The organism is Collinsella sp. AF23-2 (assembly GCF_003459245.1).
GTDB lineage: Bacteria > Actinomycetota > Coriobacteriia > Coriobacteriales > Coriobacteriaceae > Collinsella.
This window is the reverse complement of sequence record NZ_QRVG01000025.1, coordinates 14,071-30,121: the sequence shown is the minus strand read 5'-3', so window position 1 is coordinate 30,121 and position 16,051 is coordinate 14,071. Positions and strand designations below refer to the sequence as shown.

The following is a 16,051-nucleotide window of genomic DNA, read 5'->3' as shown; positions in this document are numbered from 1 at the left end:
ACCTCAAGTACCGCCGCTACTACCACCAGTTCGACTACTAAGAGCTGGTCACGGGTCCGATATCTTGGCTGGTTGATATCTCGACCCTGCACAAGGGCGTCCGCAATTGCGCGGGCGCCCTTTTTGCGTTGTGACAAGAGACTGCTGCTAACCGCTTGCCCTATGTTTCCAAATGAATACGGTGTGAGCCGAGGAGGACGATTCTCCCCGCAAACACTCTAGTATGCTAAAGTACCCAGAAGACCGGCGGAGCTATGCCGGTCTTTCGTTCTATATGAAACACAGCATGAGGAGGCTCACCAGATGACGGCCACACCGTGGGGATTCCGGGACATATTGCCCGAGGAGGCTCAGGCGCGCGAGGAGATCGCGCTGACGGTGAAGGGCTGCTTTAGGGAGCATCATTACCTGCCGGTCGAGACGCCGCTACTCGAGGACAAGGGTTCGCTCGAGGAAGGCGGCCGCATCGCGGATACGCCGTTTAAGCTCTTTGATGACGACGGTCGCCTGCTGGTGGTCCGTCCCGACAACACGCTGCCGATCGTTCGCCTGGTTTCGACTCGCATGCGCGCGGCCGACCTGCCCCTGCGCCTTCGCTACGAGGCGCCGGTGGTTCGCGAGTGCCAGCGCAATGCCGGCGGCTCGCGCCAGTTTACACAGCTGGGCTTTGAGCTTATCGGTGCGGGCGATACCGCGGGCGATGTCGAGATTGTCTCGCTCGTGGCCGAGGCGGTGCGCAAGCTGGCGCTGCCCGATGCACGCATTATCGCAGGTAGCGTGCGTCCGTTTAAGGAACTGCTCGCGGCGTGCGAGGATCGCGAGCTGGCTGCCGAGGCCCTGCGCTGCGTGCACGCCAACGACTTTGTGGGCCTCGATGCCCGCGTGGCGGCAAGCACCGAGTCCGATGCCGTCAAGGCCGCCATTAGCGAGCTGCCGCGTCTGCACGGCGGTGCCGAGGTACTCGACCGCGTGGACGCGCTGCTGGAGGCTGCCGGTATCGTCGCGCCGCTGACGCGCGAGCTGCGTGCCCTGGTTGAGGGCCTGGCACCCGAGGACGCCCAGGTGCTGTCGTTCGACTTCTCCATCATGAACTCTTTCGATTACTACACGGGCCTGGTCTTTAAGGCTTATGCCGGCGGCCTGCCCGATCCGGTCGGTTCGGGCGGACGCTACGACTCCATCTTTACCGGCGCATTTGGCGACGGCATCGAGGTACCGGCGGCGGGTTTTGCCTTTTCGCTCGAGCGTCTGGAGGCCGCGCGCACCTCGGCCGAGGACGCCGCTTCCGACGGCGATCACGCCGTGGGTCGCGGCGCCGAGGGTCCGCTGCGCATCGCCGTGCCCAAGGGCTCGCTCAAGGCCGACACGCTCGACGTGCTCGAGGCCGCGGGCTTGGACGTCTCTGAGCTGCGTGACCCCGGCCGTCACCTGATCGTGCGCGGCCGCGACACGCGTGTCGGCGAGGGCGCGGTCGGCGATATCGAGTTTGTCATCGTGCGCCCCAGCGACGCGCCTGCTTTTGTGGGCTGTGGCGGTGCCGATTGCGGCATCTGCGGCTGGGATTCGCTTATCGAGGCAGACCTCAACCTGCTGCAGCTGGTCGACCTGGGCTATGGCCTGTGCACCTTTATCGAGGCGGAGCCCGCATGGCGCGCCGGTCAGGCCGAGCGCAACTATGCTCGCCGCGGGTCGCTTCGCGTGGCAACCAAGTATCCGCGCATCGCGAGTGCCTGGTATGCCGAGCGCGGCGTGAACGCCGACATCGTTTCGCTGCACGGCAACATCGAGCTGGGCCCCATCGTCGGCATGACCGATCGCATCGTGGATATTACCGCCACGGGCGCCACGCTGCGCGACAACGACCTGGTCATCACCGGTCGCATCATGGACTGCACGGCCCGCTTCTTTGTCAACCCGGGTGCCGCGCGCCTTGATCCGCGCGTACGCAATCTGGCAGATCGCCTGGCCGCGGCCGTTAAGGACAAGCATTTTGAGCCCGTCGCGGGCTCGGCACAATAGCGCGAGCGCGCACGGGCGCCCCAACGTACGGGCTGCGGGCCGATTGGCGCCGCCGCCCGGTCTCTCGTTTTTCGAACATAACCTCGACCGATAGGGGATACCGATATGAAGACCATCAAACTTGCTCCCGGTGAGCGCCTCGTTACCAACCAACTCAACCGTAAGGGCGTGCTGCCGCAAAACATCGTCGACGCCGCCCGCGATATCGTGGCCAACGTGCGCGCCAATGGCGATGCCGCGGTGCGCGACTACTGTCGGCGTTTTGACGGCGTTGAGCTGCAGAGCTTCCGTCTGCCGCAAGAGCAGATCGATGCCGCGCTCGAAGGCCTCGATCCGGCCTTTGTCGCCGCGCTCGAGAAGGCCGCGCGCCAGATTCGCGAGTTCCACCAGCGCGAGGTCGAACAGAGCTGGTTTACCACGCGCCCGGACGGCACGATGCTCGGCGTTAAGGTGACCCCGTTCGCGGCGGCTGGCATCTATGTGCCGGGCGGTCGCGCGCAGTATCCCTCCACGGTGCTCATGAACGCCATTCCCGCCAAGGTTGCCGGCGTCAAGCGCGTGGTTATGGTGACCCCGCCGCAAAAAGACGGCCTGATCAGCCCCTACACGCTCGCCGCGGCAAAGCTCGGCGGCGTGGACGAAATCTATATGGTGGGCGGCGCCCAGGCCGTGGCCGCGCTGGCATACGGTACCGAGACCATTCCGCGTGTCGATAAAATCACCGGTCCGGGCAACGCCTTTGTCGCCGCGGCCAAGCAGATTGTCTCGGGCGACGTGGGAATCGACATGGTCGCTGGCCCCTCCGAGGTCTGCGTACTGGCCGATGCCACGGCCAAGCCCATGGTGGTCGCGGCAGACCTGATGGCCCAGGCCGAGCACGATCCGCTGGCAGCCTGCTATCTGGTGACTTGCGACGAGCAGTTTGCGCGCGAGGTCGAGGCTGGTATCGACATTCTGGTGGCGCAGTCGCCGCGTGCCGAGATCACGCGCGCCTCGCTCGACAACGAAGGCACCATCGTGGTGGCCGCCGATATGGCTGCCGCCGTCGAGGCCGTGAACACCGTGGCGCCCGAGCACCTGGAGCTGCACTGCAAGGATGCGATGGGCCTGCTCGGCGGCATTCGCAACGCCGGCGCCATCTTTGTGGGCGCCTGGAGCTCCGAGCCGCTCGGCGATTATGTTGCCGGCCCCAACCACACGCTGCCGACCGGCGGCACGGCCATGTTCTCCAACCCGCTTTCGGTCGAAGAGTTCGTTAAGCGCTCGAGCGTCATTTGCTATACGCCCGAGGGCCTGCTCTCCGACGCTCCCGCCACACAGCGTCTGGCCGAGGCCGAGGGCCTGTGGGCGCACGCGCTATCCGCCGCCCTGCGTCGCCGTGTGCTGGAGCAGGGCGAGGATGCCGTGAGTGCCGAGTCTCTGGCCGCGGCCGACCTGACCAAGGTCGCTTGGCCGGGTGACGCCGTGGCGACGGTTGCCGAGGGCGTTGACCTGGCGGCTGCGGGCGCGGATGGCGTTGGCGCGACCGGCGAGGAGGCCTAACATGGCCGAACTCACGCCGCGCATGAAGGAGCTCGTCCAGCCCTACCTGGCCGGCATTGAGCCCTATGATCCCAACTTTACGCCCACGCGCATCAATCTTTCGGCCAACGAGAACACCTATCCCGTGCCCGCTGTCGTGCGCAAGGCGGTTGATGCGGCCTTGGCTGCTACGCCGCTCAACCGCTACCCCGATCCCATGTCCAACGACCTGCGCGACGAGCTTGCCGCTTGGCATGGCGTGGCTCGCGAGAATATCTGCGTGGGCAACGGCGGCGACGAGTTGCTCTATAACTACCTGCTGGCGTTTGGCGGCGCGGGACGGACCTTGCTCAACTGCCCGCCGTGCTTTAGCGAGTACGCGTTCTTTGCGTCGCTTTGTCAGACCGAGGTGCGCGATGTGTGGCGCGATCCGGTAACCTTTGAGCTCGACCAAGCGGCTGTGCTCGCCGTGGCGCCGGAGTGCAACCTGGCCATCGTGACCTCGCCCAACAATCCCACGGGCGATGTGGCACCGCTCGACTTTGTCGCGGCCCTGTGCGATGCGTGCCCCGGCATGGTCATGGTCGACGAGGCCTACGTTGAGTTTGCGGACGATTCGTTTGGCGCGGCCACCACGGCGCAGGGGCTTATCGCCGAGCATCCCAACCTGGTGATTCTGCATACGCTGTCCAAGGCGTTTGGCGCCGCCGGCACGCGTCTGGGCTATGTGATCGCGGCGCCCGAGGTCATCGATGTGTTTGCGGCGATTCGCCAAATCTACTCGGTTAACGTGCTAAGCCAGGCCGCCGCGCTTGCCTGCGTACGTGCCCGCGATGCGTACGCACCCGTGGTGGCACAGGTTGCATCTGAGCGCGAGCGCGAGCTGTGCGCCCTACGCGCAATGGCTGCCGAGGGTCTGCCCGTGGAGGCGTGGCCGAGCGCGGCGAACTTTGTGCTCGTGCGCACGCCGCATGCCACGCGCGTGCGCGAGCGTCTGCGCGACGAGTATTCGATTTTGGTGCGCGACTTTAGCTACGCGCCGGGGCTCGCGGACTGCCTGCGCATTACCGTGGGCACCCCGCAGGAAAACGACGAGGTACTGGCAGCGTTTGCCGCGCTGGTGAAGGAGGAGATGTAGATGGACCGCTATGCCGAGGTAACCCGCAAGACGGGCGAGACCGACATTGTCGTAAAGCTCGACCTGGACGGATCTGGCGTGTGCGATATCTCGACCGGCGTGCCGTTTTTCGACCACATGCTCAACGCTTTTGGCCGCCATGGTCTGTTCGATCTGACGGTGCACGCGGTGGGCGACGTCGAGGTCGATGCGCATCACACCGTCGAGGACACGGGTATTGTACTGGGCGAGGCGTTTCGCCAGGCGCTGGGCGACAAGGTGGGCATTACGCGCTTTGCCGACGCGGCGATCGCCATGGACGAGACGCTTGTGATGGCTGCCGTTGATATTTCGGGCCGTGGGCAGGCCTACTGCGAGCTGCCCGTACCGACTGAGCGCGTGGGCAGCTTCGATACCGAGCTGGCCGTCGAGTTCTTCTACGCCTTTGCGCGCGACGCCAAGCTCACTCTGCACGTGCGCGAACTGGCGGGCGGCAACTCGCATCACATTATCGAGGCCGCCTTTAAGGCCGTGGGCCGCACGATGCGCCAAGCCTGTGAGCTGGACCCTCGCGTGCAGGGCATCCCCAGCACCAAGGGTTCACTGTAACCGCCACAAGGGTAAAAACCACCACGAAGGTGCCTGTCCCCTTTGTGGTGGTTTTGGATGATGGGAAAAGGGAGGGTCGCGTGGGCGAACCGAAGATTGTGGTGGTCGACTACCACAAGGGCAACTTGTCGAGCGTTGTGCGCGGGCTTGCGCGCGCCGGTGCCGCCGCCTGCACGTCGGACGATCCGGAGCAGATCCGCAACGCCGACGGCCTGGTCATCCCGGGCGTGGGCGCGTTCTATGACGCGATTGTCTTTATGCGCCAAAGCGGCGAGGCGGCGGCCGTGCTCGACGCCGTTGCCGCCGGAACTCCGCTGCTCGGCATCTGCCTGGGCCTTCAGCTATTTTTTGAGCGCGGCAACGAGGGCGTGCCGGCGGACGAAGGCGCGGACGCGGACGACGATGCCTCCGAGCAGGCTGGCGGTCCCTGGGTCGATGGCCTGGGTATTATGCGCGGCTCGTGCACACGCTTGGAGTCGAGCCGCCTGAAGGTGCCGCACGTGGGCTGGGACCAGGTGCACATGACGCCCGCCGGCGCGGCCGATCCGCTGCTTGCTGGTTTTGCCGAGGGTGCCAACATGTACTTTACCCACAGCTACGCGGTGGCCGACGACGCCGATGCCGCCGATGTGCTGGCGCGCACGCACTATACGCGGAGCTTCCCGTGCATCGTGCGCCATGGCAACGTGTGGGGCTGCCAGTTCCATCCCGAGAAATCCTCCGCGCTGGGTCAGCGCATCCTTAAGAACTTCGTCAACATCGTCGAGGAGGCTGGCCGATGATCCTGTTTCCCGCAATCGATCTGATCGGCGGCAAGGTCGTGCGCCTGGAGCGTGGCGACCGCAGCCGCTGCAAGGTATATTCCGACGACCCCGTGGCCGTTGCTCGCTCGTTTGCCGAGCAGGGCGCAAGCTGGGTGCACGTCGTCGACCTGTCCGCTGCCTTTGGCGAGGACGAGGACACATGCGCTGCCAACTCGGCGGCGATTAAGGCCATCTGCGGCGTCAACGGTCTGTCCGTGGACGTGGGCGGCGGCGTCCGCTCGCTCGCGCGCATCGACGAGTTGGCCGGCTACGGTGCGCGCCGCATTGCGCTGGGCACCGTGCTGGTGACCGAGCCGGGTTTTGCCGAGGTGGCAGCCAAAGGTTTTGGCGAGCTGTTGGTGGCCGACATTGCCGCATACGACGGCCAGGTCAAGGTGAACGGCTGGCGTGATGGCGCGGGCGTGGCACTCGACGATGCCGTGGCACAGCTCACCGAGCTGGGTTTTAAGCACCTGGTCTACACCGACATCGCGCGTGACGGCATGCAGACGGGCATCGATGTGGCGGCGTATCGCCATGTGGCCGAGGTCGCGGGCTTTCCCGTCGTGGCATCGGGTGGCATCTCGACGCTCGACGACATCCGTGCGCTGGCCGCAGTGGGTGAGGGCGCGATTGAAGGTGCTATTACCGGTCGCGCGCTCTACGAGGGCAACTTTACGCTGGTACAGGCGCTGGCCGCCGCCCGAGGGGGAGGAGTAGTCCATGCTTACCAAACGTGTGATTCCCTGCCTGGACGTCAAGGACGGCCGTGTGGTCAAGGGCGTCAACTTTGTGAGCTTACGCGATGCGGGTGATCCGGTGGAGCTGGCGCGTGCCTATGACCGCGAGGGTGCGGACGAGGTCGTCTTCCTGGACATTACCGCCACGAGCGACAACCGTGCGACGACTATCGAGATGGCGGCGCATGCGGCCGAGGAGCTCGCTATTCCCTATACCGTGGGTGGCGGTTTCCGCGACTTGGCGGGCATGCGGACCATGGTTGCCGCCGGTGCCGATAAGGTGTCGCTCAACTCTGCCGCCGTGCGTGACCCGTCGCTGATCAGCCAGGCTGCCGCGGCGTTTGGCAGCCAGGCCGTGGTCGTGGCGATCGATGCCAAGCGCGTTGGTTTGCCCGGCGCATCCGGTGCCGACAAGTGGGAGGTCTTTACCGCGGGAGGCCGCAACGCCACGGGCATCGACGCGGTGGCGTGGGCCGAGGAGGCGGCTCGCCGCGGCGCCGGCGAGATCCTGCTGACCAGCATGGACCGCGACGGCACCAAGGCTGGCTTTGACCTGGCGCTCACCCGCGCCGTGGCGCGCGCGGTGCCGATTCCGGTGATTGCGAGCGGCGGCGTGGGCACGCTCGAACATTTTGCCGAGGGCGTGATCGAGGGCGAGGCTGATGCCGTGCTGGCGGCCAGCGTCTTTCACTTTGGGACGTTCAGCATTCGCCAGGTGAAGGAGTATATGGCCAGCCAAGGCATCCCTGTGAGGCTGGACTTCTAGTGCTGCGGCTTGCCCAGGCACCGCATCTTGCCGCTCAAACCGTCGCTCGCGTACCAAAGTACGCGTCGCTCCTCTTTCGCGGCAACCTGCGGCACCTGGACAACCCTCGCCGACCTGTGGGATTTCGTTTGTTACTTGGGAGAAATGATGACTGAGGTAATAAATGCTACCGAGCTTAAATACGACGCCCGCGGGCTGATTCCTTGCGTGGTTCAGCAGCATGACACCGGTGAGGTGCTTATGGTTGCTTGGATGAACGAGGAGTCGGTGGGGCTGACGCTCAAGACCGGGACTACGTGGTTTTGGAGTCGCAGCCGTCAGGAGCTCTGGAACAAGGGCGCGACGAGTGGCAACATGCAAGAGGTCAAGGAGCTCTGGGCCGACTGCGATAGCGATACGCTGCTGGTCAAGGTGGACTCGCCGGGCCCGGCCTGCCATACCGGCAACCGTACCTGCTTCTTTAAGCGCGTGGAAGGGGGAGTGCGATGAAAGTCGTGACGCCGTTCGAGGTCGCCGACTGCAACACCGAGCTCCTCCGCGCGGGCGTGCCATGCCGCGTGCACCTGACTGATGCCTGCGGGGAGCAGTCGCTTTGGCTCGAGGCCGAGAAGGAAAGGCTCGACGAGGCCCATGCCGTCATCGTCGAGTTCTTTGAGAAAAAGGGCGCAAAGCCTCGGTTCGATGAGACCGGTACTTACTTTACGCTGCAGTAACGAGAGGAAATAACCATGGGAGTCAGAACAGCTAACGTGCAGCCGGGAAACATCGGCGAGACGCTGACGGGACTGGCCGAGGTGATTCACGGTCGTCGCGATGCGTCGCCACAGGAGAGCTACACCGCCCGTCTGCTGACCGAAGTCGAGGACGAGCTGCTCAAGAAGCTTGCCGAGGAGGCGAGCGAGGTCATCATGGCCTGCAAAGATAACGATCACGACCACATCCGCTACGAGGCCGGCGACCTGGTCTACCACCTGCTCGTAACCCTTGAGCGTTATGGCATCACCCTCGACGAACTGGCCGGCGAACTCAACGCCCGCCGCCACTAGTCATTGGGGACGTTCTAAAACGACCAGTTAGGCGAGGGGCGTGGATTCCCATTCGCCGGTGGGGTGGGGGATATCGAAGGCCCGGTAGCCGCAGTCGTAGGCGTGGGCCTGGGCCTCGCGGATGTTCCAACAAATATCGCAGGCGCGGTGCGCGTCTGAGCCAAAGGTAATGGGCACCTCGGCATGGGCAAAACAGCGCAAAAGGTCGGTTGCGGGATAGTAGTCGTCAAGGCCCTTGCGCGGTGCAGCCGTCGAGACCTCAACGCGGCGACCCGTATCGTGCGCGCACTCGGCCATCTGCTGCCAAAACGGCGCGGGGTCAAAGTCGGGCGCAAAGCCTTCCTTCGAAAAGCGCATGACTAGGTCGGGGTGAGCCATCACATCAAAGTTAAGCGAGCTTTCGCAAGCACGGCACCAGTCGTCGACGTAGTGTTCCCATACGCCGCGTACGCCTAAGTTTTCCCAAACATGCAGGTTGGTATCGTCGTCGATCCAGCCACAAAGCGAATCGGGCGTATCGGGACGAGCGACGCTCTCCGTTCCCGCCGTGCCCGCGGCGCCGGCCATGATATCGCCCGGGTCGCCAATCCAATGCACGCTGCCCAAGCGCACCACGGCGCCCTGGGACCAGCGCTCAACCAAGGGTTCGCAGCCCTCGTACCAATCGCATTCAAAGCCATAGATAAGCTCGAGCTCCGGCGCGATTTGCGCGGCAAGCCTGCGGGCGTCCTCAAAGGCCAGACGATGCGTCGGCAGGTCGCCCTCGACGACCTGCACCTCGCAGTTAGCATCCATACTGGCAGGCAGGGCGAGGTGGTCGGTCGAGACCATGACGCGGCAGCCTGCCGCAGCAGCGGCGCGGACGTTTTCCTCAAACGAGGCATGTCCGTCCGAGAACGAGGTGTGGGTGTGGCAATCGACCAGCGGGCAGACGGGCATGGCGACTCCTTTGCATTTGGCGAATTCGCTCCATTGTAATGGTGCAGCTCTCAACACGCCGTGCACGCCGGAGCTCGAAATCGATTGGAAAGGCTGCGCGGCGCGTGCCGGCGCCGGCGATTACTTGCTTCGTGTCGCCGCGCGTTTGGCCTGCACCGTTACCATCGCGTGTCTCACGGCGGTGATGGGGCGATAGCGGATCATACGCGGTCCCGACCAGCGCATGACCTCGCGGATCTTCTCGCGCATGGCAGGCCGGTAGCAATGCGAAGGACAGGCCGAGCAAAATGTCTTGGTGCCCATGTGCGGGCAGTGCTCAATGCGCGCGATGGCGTATTTCTGCAGCTCGGCGCATTCGGGGCAGAGCGTAATGGTCCGAAGGCCGAGCTTCACGCGCACGGACTCATCGTCGCCAGCCTGTTCGACCGCATTCCCGCCGCCATGATGCCCGCGGCACCACAGTGCAATCATCTGCGACACCATCTGGGCCTCGCGTGCACGTTTGCGCGCCAGCTCCGGCGTGTCGACCGGGCGCGCCATTAGCTCAGCCTCCCGTGCTCGACCGAAAGCGAGCAATCGGCAAAGGCGCAGGTGCTGGCGCGATGGCTTACGAGCACGATGGTCTTGCCGCGGCGCTTGAGCTCGTCGATCGCCTGCATCACGGACGCCTCGTTGAGGGCATCGAGCGCGCTGGTGGGCTCGTCGAGCAAGATGAAAGGCGCGTCGTTGAGGAAGATGCGCGCAAGGCCGATGCGCTGGCGCTCGCCGCCCGAGAGCGAGTCGCCCAGCTCGGCGACGGGCGTGTCGAGACCCTGCGGCAGGCGGTCGATGAGGGCGGTAAGCGAAGCGGAGCGGCAAGCGTCGAGCAGCTCGGCATCGGTGGCGCTGGCGTGCGCAACCAGCAGATTCTCGCGTACGGTGCCGCAGAACAGATGTGTGTCCTGGGTCATATAGGCCTCGTGGCTGCGTAGGCTCGCCGTGTTGATGTGGCGGGCATCGACGCCGCTCACCGTGATGGTGCCAGCTGCGGGGTCCCAAAAACGCATGAGCAGCTTAAGCAGCGTCGACTTGCCCGAGCCCGAGCGCCCCATGATGCAGGTCATGGTGCCGGGCGCAAAAGTGCAGGTCACATCGTCGAGGATGAGACTCGTGGCGGTGTCGTTCGCGACCTGCCCTGTGGCGCCCGCACCGCCCGCGTCCACGCCGCCCGCATAGCTAAAGCTCACATGCTCGGCTGCGGCGCCGGCAAACTCAACGTCCTGTCCGTCGGCGACCTCGGCGCACTGGGGCTGCTCGTCGAGCAAATCGAGCACGCGTGCGCCCGAGGCGAGCGTCTCCTGCAGTGAGGCACCCAGGCGGCTCACGGCCATCACCGAGCCAAACGACGACACAAAGGTAAAGACGGCGACAAACGCTGCGGCAAAGTTAATCGTTCCCGCAGCCACCAGCTGCAGCGCACGTCCGAGCATCACCAGATTGGCCGCAAGAATAAGCGCATCGGCTACGGCCTCGCTGGCCGCTTGGCGGCGCTTGAGGCGCGCGTCCACGGCGCCGACTCGCTCGGTCAGCTTGCCCAGGGCACGGCTGCGATCGGCGCCACCGGCAAACTGGATAGTCTCGGATGCGCCGCGTAGACTGTCGAGCACAAAGGCACCCAGCTTACCGGCGCCCTCGCGGCTCTGGCGGCCGGTGGTGCCGCATGCCTTGGCCGAGGTCAGGGGCAGCAGCACGCCCAGGACTGCGTAGGCCACGAGCGCGATGCCCGCGAGCTCGGGGCTTACGACCAGCAAAAAGCCCTCAAACACAACGGTGCAGACCAGAGCGATGGCAATGGGCGAGATGGTGTGCGCGTAGAAGACCTCGAGCAGCTCGATGTCCGAGGTGACCAGGCTCACGAGATCGCCCTTGCCGCGGCTCTCGAGCTTGGCGGGCGCCAGTTGGCGCAGGGCACCAAAGACCAAGTCGCGGATGTGCGCGAGCAGGCGAAACGCGATGTAGTGGTTGCAGAGCTGCTCGCCGTAATGGAGCGGCCCGCGTGCGATGCCGCAGGCGGCGCAGGCCACGCATGCCGCGACAAGACCAAGGCCCAGGGCGTTGCGGCCCAGCGCGGCCATAAGGCCGAGGGCGCCAAAGGCCGGCACGAACGCGGCGGTGAGCATGCCAATGCTGCCCAGCGCGACGGCTAGCACAAGCCAGCCGGCAAGCGGTCGGACGAGCCCCATCATGCGCCACATGATGGACGGCGCCGAGCGACGGGCGCGGCCGGAGTCAGGCGCCGCGGCGGCGGAAGACGAGCCGGCACCGTTGAAGCTATCGGTGCAGGCGGCGCTGCCGTCAACAGTCTCAACCGCGCCGGCATCCTCGGCATCACCCTCCGCATACGCATATGCCGAGAGCTGCTCCTGGCTGTTCCACATGCGCGCATAGGCGCCCGCGGTGGCCAAGAGCTCGCCGTGAGTTCCGTGCTCGGCAATACGGCCACGCTCCAGCACCAGGATCTGGTCGGCGTCCACGATTGTCGACAGGCGATGTGCCACCACAATTACAGTGTGCTCGCCGGCGAGCGACGCGATGACCTCGCCGATTGCGGCTTCGCTTGCGGCGTCCACATTGCTCGTCGCCTCGTCAAACACATAGATCGGCGAGTCGTGCAGCAGGGCGCGGGCCATGCACACGCGCTGGCGCTGGCCGCCCGAAAGGTTGGTACCGCCCTCGTTAATCACCATGTCGAGCCCGCCGTTGGCCTGCACAAAGGCCGCCACGCGCGTGCGGTCGAGCGCGCGCAAAAGCTCGGTATCGGTGGCGTTGGGCTGGGCGAGCAGCAGGTTGTCGCGCAGGGTGCCGGCAAACAGGTAGCCGTTGGTGGGCACCAGGGTGACGGCGCGCATGAGTGAGGCGGCCGTGGCGTCGCGCAGCTCGACGCCGCCGATGCGAACGCTGCCACGGTAGGCATCCTTTCGGCCTGCGATGATCCCCGCAAGCGTGGACTTGCCGCCGCCGCTTTCGCCCACGAGTGCCACGAGCGAGCCGTGCGCAATGGTCGCGCTGGCGCTGTCCAGCACCGTGCGGTCGCCGTATGCATAGCTCACGCCCGCGAGCTCGATATCGCCGCGACCGTCAAGCTCAACATCGCCGCGCTCGGGCTCGGGCGTATCCAAAATGCCAAACATGCGGCGCGAGGCGGCCATGCCGTTCATGGCCGTGTGGAACAGCGATCCCAGGCGGCGCATGGGCAAAAAGAACTCCTGCGACAGAAAGACGATGAGGAAGGCAGCCTCAAAGCCGATCTTGCCCGTGGCGAGCTGCAGCGCGGCTACGATAATGCCGAGCGCGGCGCCCATATAGACGACCAGGTCCATAACGCAAATGGAGCGCAGTTGCATCACCAGCAGGCGCATGGTCGCTGTGCGGAAACGCTCGGACTCGGCGTTGATGCGCTCGTGCCAGCTGCGATCGGCCTGGTAGACCTTAAGGGTGGTGAGACCCTGCACGGCCTCCAGGAACATGCCGCCCAGGTCGACGTAGCTGCCCCAGTACTCGGAACCAATCTTTTTGGCGTTGCGCATGACCATCATGATGGAGACGGGAATGACCGGAACGCAGGCGAGCAGCAGCGCGGCGGGAAGACCCGCCTGGCCCACGAGCAGTACAAACAGCGTGATGGGTGCCAAGCCGGCAAAGAAGAGCTGCGGCAGGTAACCGCCAAAGTACACCTGGAGTTGCGTGGCGCCCTCGACGCTGGTCTGGACGGCCTCGGCGGTGGGGACGGTCTCGGTGTAGGAGGGGCCGAGTGCGGTGAGCTTATCGTAGACGAGCGAGCGCACGCGGCGGACGGCCTCGAACGCGGCCTTGTCGCCGGCGCGTTGGGCCAGGTAGATGGAGGCGGCGCGCACGATGATGGCGGCGGCGAGCGGCAAGGCCGCCTGTGCGAGGGCATCGACGGCGAGCGCGGCGGAAAGACCGTTCGTGACGATGCCGCCCAAGATGCGCGCAAGCATCCACATCACCGTGATGTTTGCCATGAGCGCGATCCACTTAAACAGGACGCTTGCCATAATGTAGGGCGTTGCCTGCGGAACCAGGGAGAAGAGCCGCTTCTCGAACATGAAACCTCCGATGCCGTAACGGTGCCGGGCGGGGTCCTCGGCAGCCGATTAGTTAGCCAAATGCAACTAGAGTAACATCGTGCAGCAGGTAAGTATGCCGAGGGTAATTTTTTAGCCGATGAACTGCGTAGAAAGTCCAAAATTGTTGAGTGCAGCGAACTTTATGGCGGACGGAGTGCAGGCGCAATTCTGATCGTGTGCGGCCCCGCTCCAAAACGTGTACGTCAGCCTCCGAAAGCTGCAAAAAATTACATGTTTGGAGGCTGATGTACATGTTTGGATAGGGGCGAGGGCGGCGACGGACGAAAGTCACGCCTGTGCCACGTCCGATGTGCTAGCGTTTGGGTGAACAAAACGAGCCCGTGCGGAAAGGATCCGGACCGTATGCAACGTGGAAGTACATCTCCGCTGTCCCGCGAGACCGATGCGCCCGAAACCATCGTCAAGCTGGAGTGCGACATCGACGATGCATCGCCCGAGGTACTCGCCTATGCCGCCGACCGCCTGCGCGAGGCAGGTGCGCGCGAGGTGCACTGGCTGCCTCTCTACTGCAAAAAAGGTCGCCCCGGCTGGCAGCTGCAGGTGATCTGCTCGCACGAGGATATCGAGCGCCTACAGACGATTATCTTTTTGGAGACCACGACCAACGCCGTTCGTCGCCAGGTGATGGAACGCGTCTGCCTGCCGCGTCGTTTTGAGCAGGTAGCGACGCCTTGGGGCGAGGTGGCCGTCAAAGTAGCCACCCTGCCCGACGGCAGCGAGCGCGCGGCACCCGAGTACGAGGACTGTGCTCGCCTTGCCCGCGAGCACAACGTGCCGCTCCAACGCGTGATGCAAGCGGCCCAAGTCGCGGCGTTGCGATTTGAGTGATGCGGGCGAGTGACGCGCCGCGCCAATCCAATTAACCCCACCGAAAGGACTCCCCATGAAATACCTCATCGCTTCCGACATCCATGGCTCGGCATACTGGGCCGAGCGCCTCTGCACTGCCATCGAATCCGAACAGCCCGACCGCATTGTGCTGCTGGGCGACCTGCTCTACCACGGCCCGCGTAACGACCTGCCGCGCGACTACGCCCCCAAACGCGTGATTCCGCTGCTCAACGCCCTGGCCGACCGCATCATCGCGGTGCGCGGCAACTGCGACGCCGAGGTCGACCAGATGGTCCTCGACTTCCCCGTCATGGCTGACTACGCCACACTATTCGACGAGACCGGACGTGAACTGTTCCTGACGCACGGCCACGTCTTTGGCGCCGGCATGCATAACAGCGTTGACCACGCGCCCGCGCTGCCCGAGGGCTCCGCGCTCGTCTACGGCCACACGCACATCAAGGTTAACGAGGCAAGCGCCGCGCACCCGGGCCTGTGGCTCTTCAACCCCGGCAGCGTGAGCATCCCCAAGGACGGCACACATAGCTACGGCGTCTACGAGGGCGGCGCGTTCCGCCATGTGATCATGGGGGAGGACTAACCATGGCCGAGCATATGGCTCAGCAAAATGCCGAGGGTTCGCGCGACCTGTCCACGCTGGTAGACGCGTCGGCCGAGCTGCAGCATCTGGTGCAGACCATCTGGCGCCTGCGTCAGCCCGACGGCTGCCCGTGGGACCGCGAGCAGACGCACCGCAGCATTGGCAAGAACATGATCGAGGAAGCCTACGAGGCGCTCGACTGCATCGAGGCCGATGATGCTACGCATCTGCGCGAGGAGTTGGGCGACGTGCTCATGCAGGTCGTACTGCATGCGCAGATTGCGGCGGACACCGGCGAGTTTACGCTGGCCGATGTGGCGCACGATATCGACGCCAAGCTCATCCGCCGTCACCCGCACGTGTTTGGCGATGCAGATGCCGACAACTCCGACGAGGTGCTCAAGATTTGGGACGAGGTCAAGCTTGCCGAGAAGGCCGCCAAAGACCAGGCCGTGGCGGCAGTCGGGGCCGCACCCGAGGGTCTGCTCGACGGTGTGCCCACGCACCTGCCGGCGCTGATGCAGGCTCAGAAGGTGTCGCGCAAGGCGGCTGCCGTGGGCTTTGAGTGGGAGACGGTCCAGGACGTGTGGGACGAGGTTGCCGAGGAGCGTGCCGAGTTTGAGGCCGAGGCTCCCGGTTCTCCCGAGCGCGAGATGGAGTTTGGCGACCTGCTCTTTGCCCTGGTCAACGTTGCGCGCAAGGAGGGAATTGACGCCGAGAGCGCCCTGCGTGCCAGTACGGCAAAGTTCCGCCGCCGCTGGGCCGCGATGGAGCAGATGGCGGCCGACGCCCACGTGGATCTGGCCGAGCTTTCGACCCACGGCCTCAATGACCTCTGGGATGCCGCAAAGGCAGAGGAGTAAGACTGCGGGGGCGACGGGACGGACTTGTCCCATCGCCCCTATTATTTT

General features: G+C 64.9%; 16 protein-coding genes. 13 read left to right on the top strand and 3 right to left on the bottom strand.

All coding sequences use genetic code 11. The features are described 5' to 3' along the window. Nucleotides 1-303 precede the first annotated feature (303 nt). The 10 genes from hisG to hisE all read left to right on the top strand — a co-directional run bounded on the left by hisG (nucleotide 304) and on the right by hisE (nucleotide 8,621). Entirely contained in the window at nucleotides 304-2,019 is a 1,716-nt protein-coding gene (hisG, locus tag DWY03_RS08790) for an ATP phosphoribosyltransferase (protein WP_117769955.1), read from the top strand. Nucleotides 2,020-2,124: 105 nt separating this feature from the next. Further along, nucleotides 2,125-3,561 carry a histidinol dehydrogenase gene (gene hisD, locus DWY03_RS08785; RefSeq protein ID WP_117769954.1) on the top strand — a complete coding sequence of 479 codons (1,437 nt, stop codon included), beginning with the start codon at nucleotides 2,125-2,127 and terminating at the stop codon, nucleotides 3,559-3,561. A gap of 1 nt (nucleotide 3,562) precedes the next feature. After that, a complete protein-coding gene (gene hisC, locus DWY03_RS08780) occupies nucleotides 3,563-4,678 on the top strand; it encodes a histidinol-phosphate transaminase (protein ID WP_197032780.1) in 1,116 nt (371 codons plus the stop codon). Then, nucleotides 4,679-5,266 (top strand): imidazoleglycerol-phosphate dehydratase HisB, encoded by a 588-nt coding sequence (hisB, locus tag DWY03_RS08775; RefSeq protein ID WP_117769952.1) that lies wholly within the window; start codon nucleotides 4,679-4,681, stop codon nucleotides 5,264-5,266. Between the two features lie 80 nt (nucleotides 5,267-5,346). Continuing rightward, nucleotides 5,347-6,048, top strand: a complete 702-nt coding sequence (locus tag DWY03_RS08770) for an imidazole glycerol phosphate synthase subunit HisH (protein WP_117769951.1) — start codon at nucleotides 5,347-5,349, stop codon at nucleotides 6,046-6,048. Further along, entirely contained in the window at nucleotides 6,045-6,884 is an 840-nt protein-coding gene (locus tag DWY03_RS08765) for a HisA/HisF-related TIM barrel protein (RefSeq protein ID WP_231500761.1), read from the top strand. The genes DWY03_RS08770 and DWY03_RS08765 overlap by 4 nt, the downstream gene beginning before the upstream one ends. Further along, the gene (hisF, locus tag DWY03_RS08760) at nucleotides 6,793-7,575 is read left to right on the top strand and encodes an imidazole glycerol phosphate synthase subunit HisF (protein WP_117769949.1); all 783 of its coding nucleotides are present in this window, start codon (nucleotides 6,793-6,795) and stop codon (nucleotides 7,573-7,575) included. The genes DWY03_RS08765 and hisF overlap by 92 nt, the downstream gene beginning before the upstream one ends. A gap of 147 nt (nucleotides 7,576-7,722) precedes the next feature. Beyond that, nucleotides 7,723-8,064, top strand: a complete 342-nt coding sequence (gene hisI, locus DWY03_RS08755) for a phosphoribosyl-AMP cyclohydrolase (protein ID WP_089573591.1) — start codon at nucleotides 7,723-7,725, stop codon at nucleotides 8,062-8,064. Further along, nucleotides 8,061-8,288, top strand: a complete 228-nt coding sequence (locus DWY03_RS08750) for a hypothetical protein (RefSeq protein WP_117583615.1) — start codon at nucleotides 8,061-8,063, stop codon at nucleotides 8,286-8,288. The genes hisI and DWY03_RS08750 overlap by 4 nt, the downstream gene beginning before the upstream one ends. A gap of 15 nt (nucleotides 8,289-8,303) precedes the next feature. Next, on the top strand, nucleotides 8,304-8,621 hold the full coding sequence (gene hisE / locus DWY03_RS08745) for a phosphoribosyl-ATP diphosphatase (protein ID WP_117840499.1): 318 nt from the start codon (nucleotides 8,304-8,306) through the stop codon (nucleotides 8,619-8,621). A gap of 27 nt (nucleotides 8,622-8,648) precedes the next feature. Here the strand turns inward: hisE and DWY03_RS08740 are convergent, their stop codons facing one another. From DWY03_RS08740 to DWY03_RS08730, 3 genes are all read right to left on the bottom strand, one after another. Further along, nucleotides 8,649-9,560 carry a PHP domain-containing protein gene (locus DWY03_RS08740; protein ID WP_117840497.1) on the bottom strand — a complete coding sequence of 304 codons (912 nt, stop codon included), beginning with the start codon at nucleotides 9,558-9,560 and terminating at the stop codon, nucleotides 8,649-8,651. A gap of 120 nt (nucleotides 9,561-9,680) precedes the next feature. Next, the gene (locus DWY03_RS08735) at nucleotides 9,681-10,100 is read right to left on the bottom strand and encodes a nitrous oxide-stimulated promoter family protein (RefSeq protein WP_117840495.1); all 420 of its coding nucleotides are present in this window, start codon (nucleotides 10,098-10,100) and stop codon (nucleotides 9,681-9,683) included. After that, nucleotides 10,100-13,666, bottom strand: coding sequence for an ATP-binding cassette domain-containing protein (locus DWY03_RS08730; protein WP_117840493.1), 3,567 nt, complete (start codon nucleotides 13,664-13,666; stop codon nucleotides 10,100-10,102). The genes DWY03_RS08735 and DWY03_RS08730 overlap by 1 nt, the downstream gene beginning before the upstream one ends. A gap of 384 nt (nucleotides 13,667-14,050) precedes the next feature. Between DWY03_RS08730 and larC the strand changes: the two genes are divergently transcribed. The 3 genes from larC to mazG are packed head-to-tail and all read left to right on the top strand — an operon-like array spanning nucleotide 14,051 to nucleotide 16,003. Next, nucleotides 14,051-14,536: a nickel insertion protein gene (larC, locus tag DWY03_RS08725; protein ID WP_117840491.1), complete on the top strand. Its 486-nt coding sequence runs from the start codon at nucleotides 14,051-14,053 to the stop codon at nucleotides 14,534-14,536. A 55-nt stretch (nucleotides 14,537-14,591) separates the two neighbouring features. Next, nucleotides 14,592-15,140, top strand: a complete 549-nt coding sequence (gene yfcE / locus DWY03_RS08720) for a phosphodiesterase (RefSeq protein ID WP_117840489.1) — start codon at nucleotides 14,592-14,594, stop codon at nucleotides 15,138-15,140. A gap of 2 nt (nucleotides 15,141-15,142) precedes the next feature. Then, entirely contained in the window at nucleotides 15,143-16,003 is an 861-nt protein-coding gene (gene mazG / locus DWY03_RS08715; RefSeq protein ID WP_117840487.1) for a nucleoside triphosphate pyrophosphohydrolase, read from the top strand. Nucleotides 16,004-16,051: the final 48 nt, after the last annotated feature.

Bases quoted from the DNA above. Each gene is read 5' to 3' on its own strand.
- hisG (WP_117769955.1), top strand. From the start codon at position 304: ATGACGGCCACACCGTGGGGATTCCGGGACATATTGCCCGAGGAGGCT.
- hisD (WP_117769954.1), top strand. From the start codon at position 2,125: ATGAAGACCATCAAACTTGCTCCCGGTGAGCGCCTCGTTACCAACCAA.
- hisC (WP_197032780.1), top strand. From the start codon at position 3,563: ATGGCCGAACTCACGCCGCGCATGAAGGAGCTCGTCCAGCCCTACCTG.
- hisB (WP_117769952.1), top strand. From the start codon at position 4,679: ATGGACCGCTATGCCGAGGTAACCCGCAAGACGGGCGAGACCGACATT.
- DWY03_RS08765 (WP_231500761.1), top strand. From the start codon at position 6,045: ATGATCCTGTTTCCCGCAATCGATCTGATCGGCGGCAAGGTCGTGCGC.
- hisF (WP_117769949.1), top strand. From the start codon at position 6,793: ATGCTTACCAAACGTGTGATTCCCTGCCTGGACGTCAAGGACGGCCGT.
- hisI (WP_089573591.1), top strand. From the start codon at position 7,723: ATGACTGAGGTAATAAATGCTACCGAGCTTAAATACGACGCCCGCGGG.
- DWY03_RS08750 (WP_117583615.1), top strand. From the start codon at position 8,061: ATGAAAGTCGTGACGCCGTTCGAGGTCGCCGACTGCAACACCGAGCTC.
- hisE (WP_117840499.1), top strand. From the start codon at position 8,304: ATGGGAGTCAGAACAGCTAACGTGCAGCCGGGAAACATCGGCGAGACG.
- DWY03_RS08740 (WP_117840497.1), bottom strand. From the start codon at position 9,560: ATGCCCGTCTGCCCGCTGGTCGATTGCCACACCCACACCTCGTTCTCG.
- DWY03_RS08735 (WP_117840495.1), bottom strand. From the start codon at position 10,100: ATGGCGCGCCCGGTCGACACGCCGGAGCTGGCGCGCAAACGTGCACGC.
- DWY03_RS08730 (WP_117840493.1), bottom strand. From the start codon at position 13,666: ATGTTCGAGAAGCGGCTCTTCTCCCTGGTTCCGCAGGCAACGCCCTAC.
- larC (WP_117840491.1), top strand. From the start codon at position 14,051: ATGCAACGTGGAAGTACATCTCCGCTGTCCCGCGAGACCGATGCGCCC.
- yfcE (WP_117840489.1), top strand. From the start codon at position 14,592: ATGAAATACCTCATCGCTTCCGACATCCATGGCTCGGCATACTGGGCC.
- mazG (WP_117840487.1), top strand. From the start codon at position 15,143: ATGGCCGAGCATATGGCTCAGCAAAATGCCGAGGGTTCGCGCGACCTG.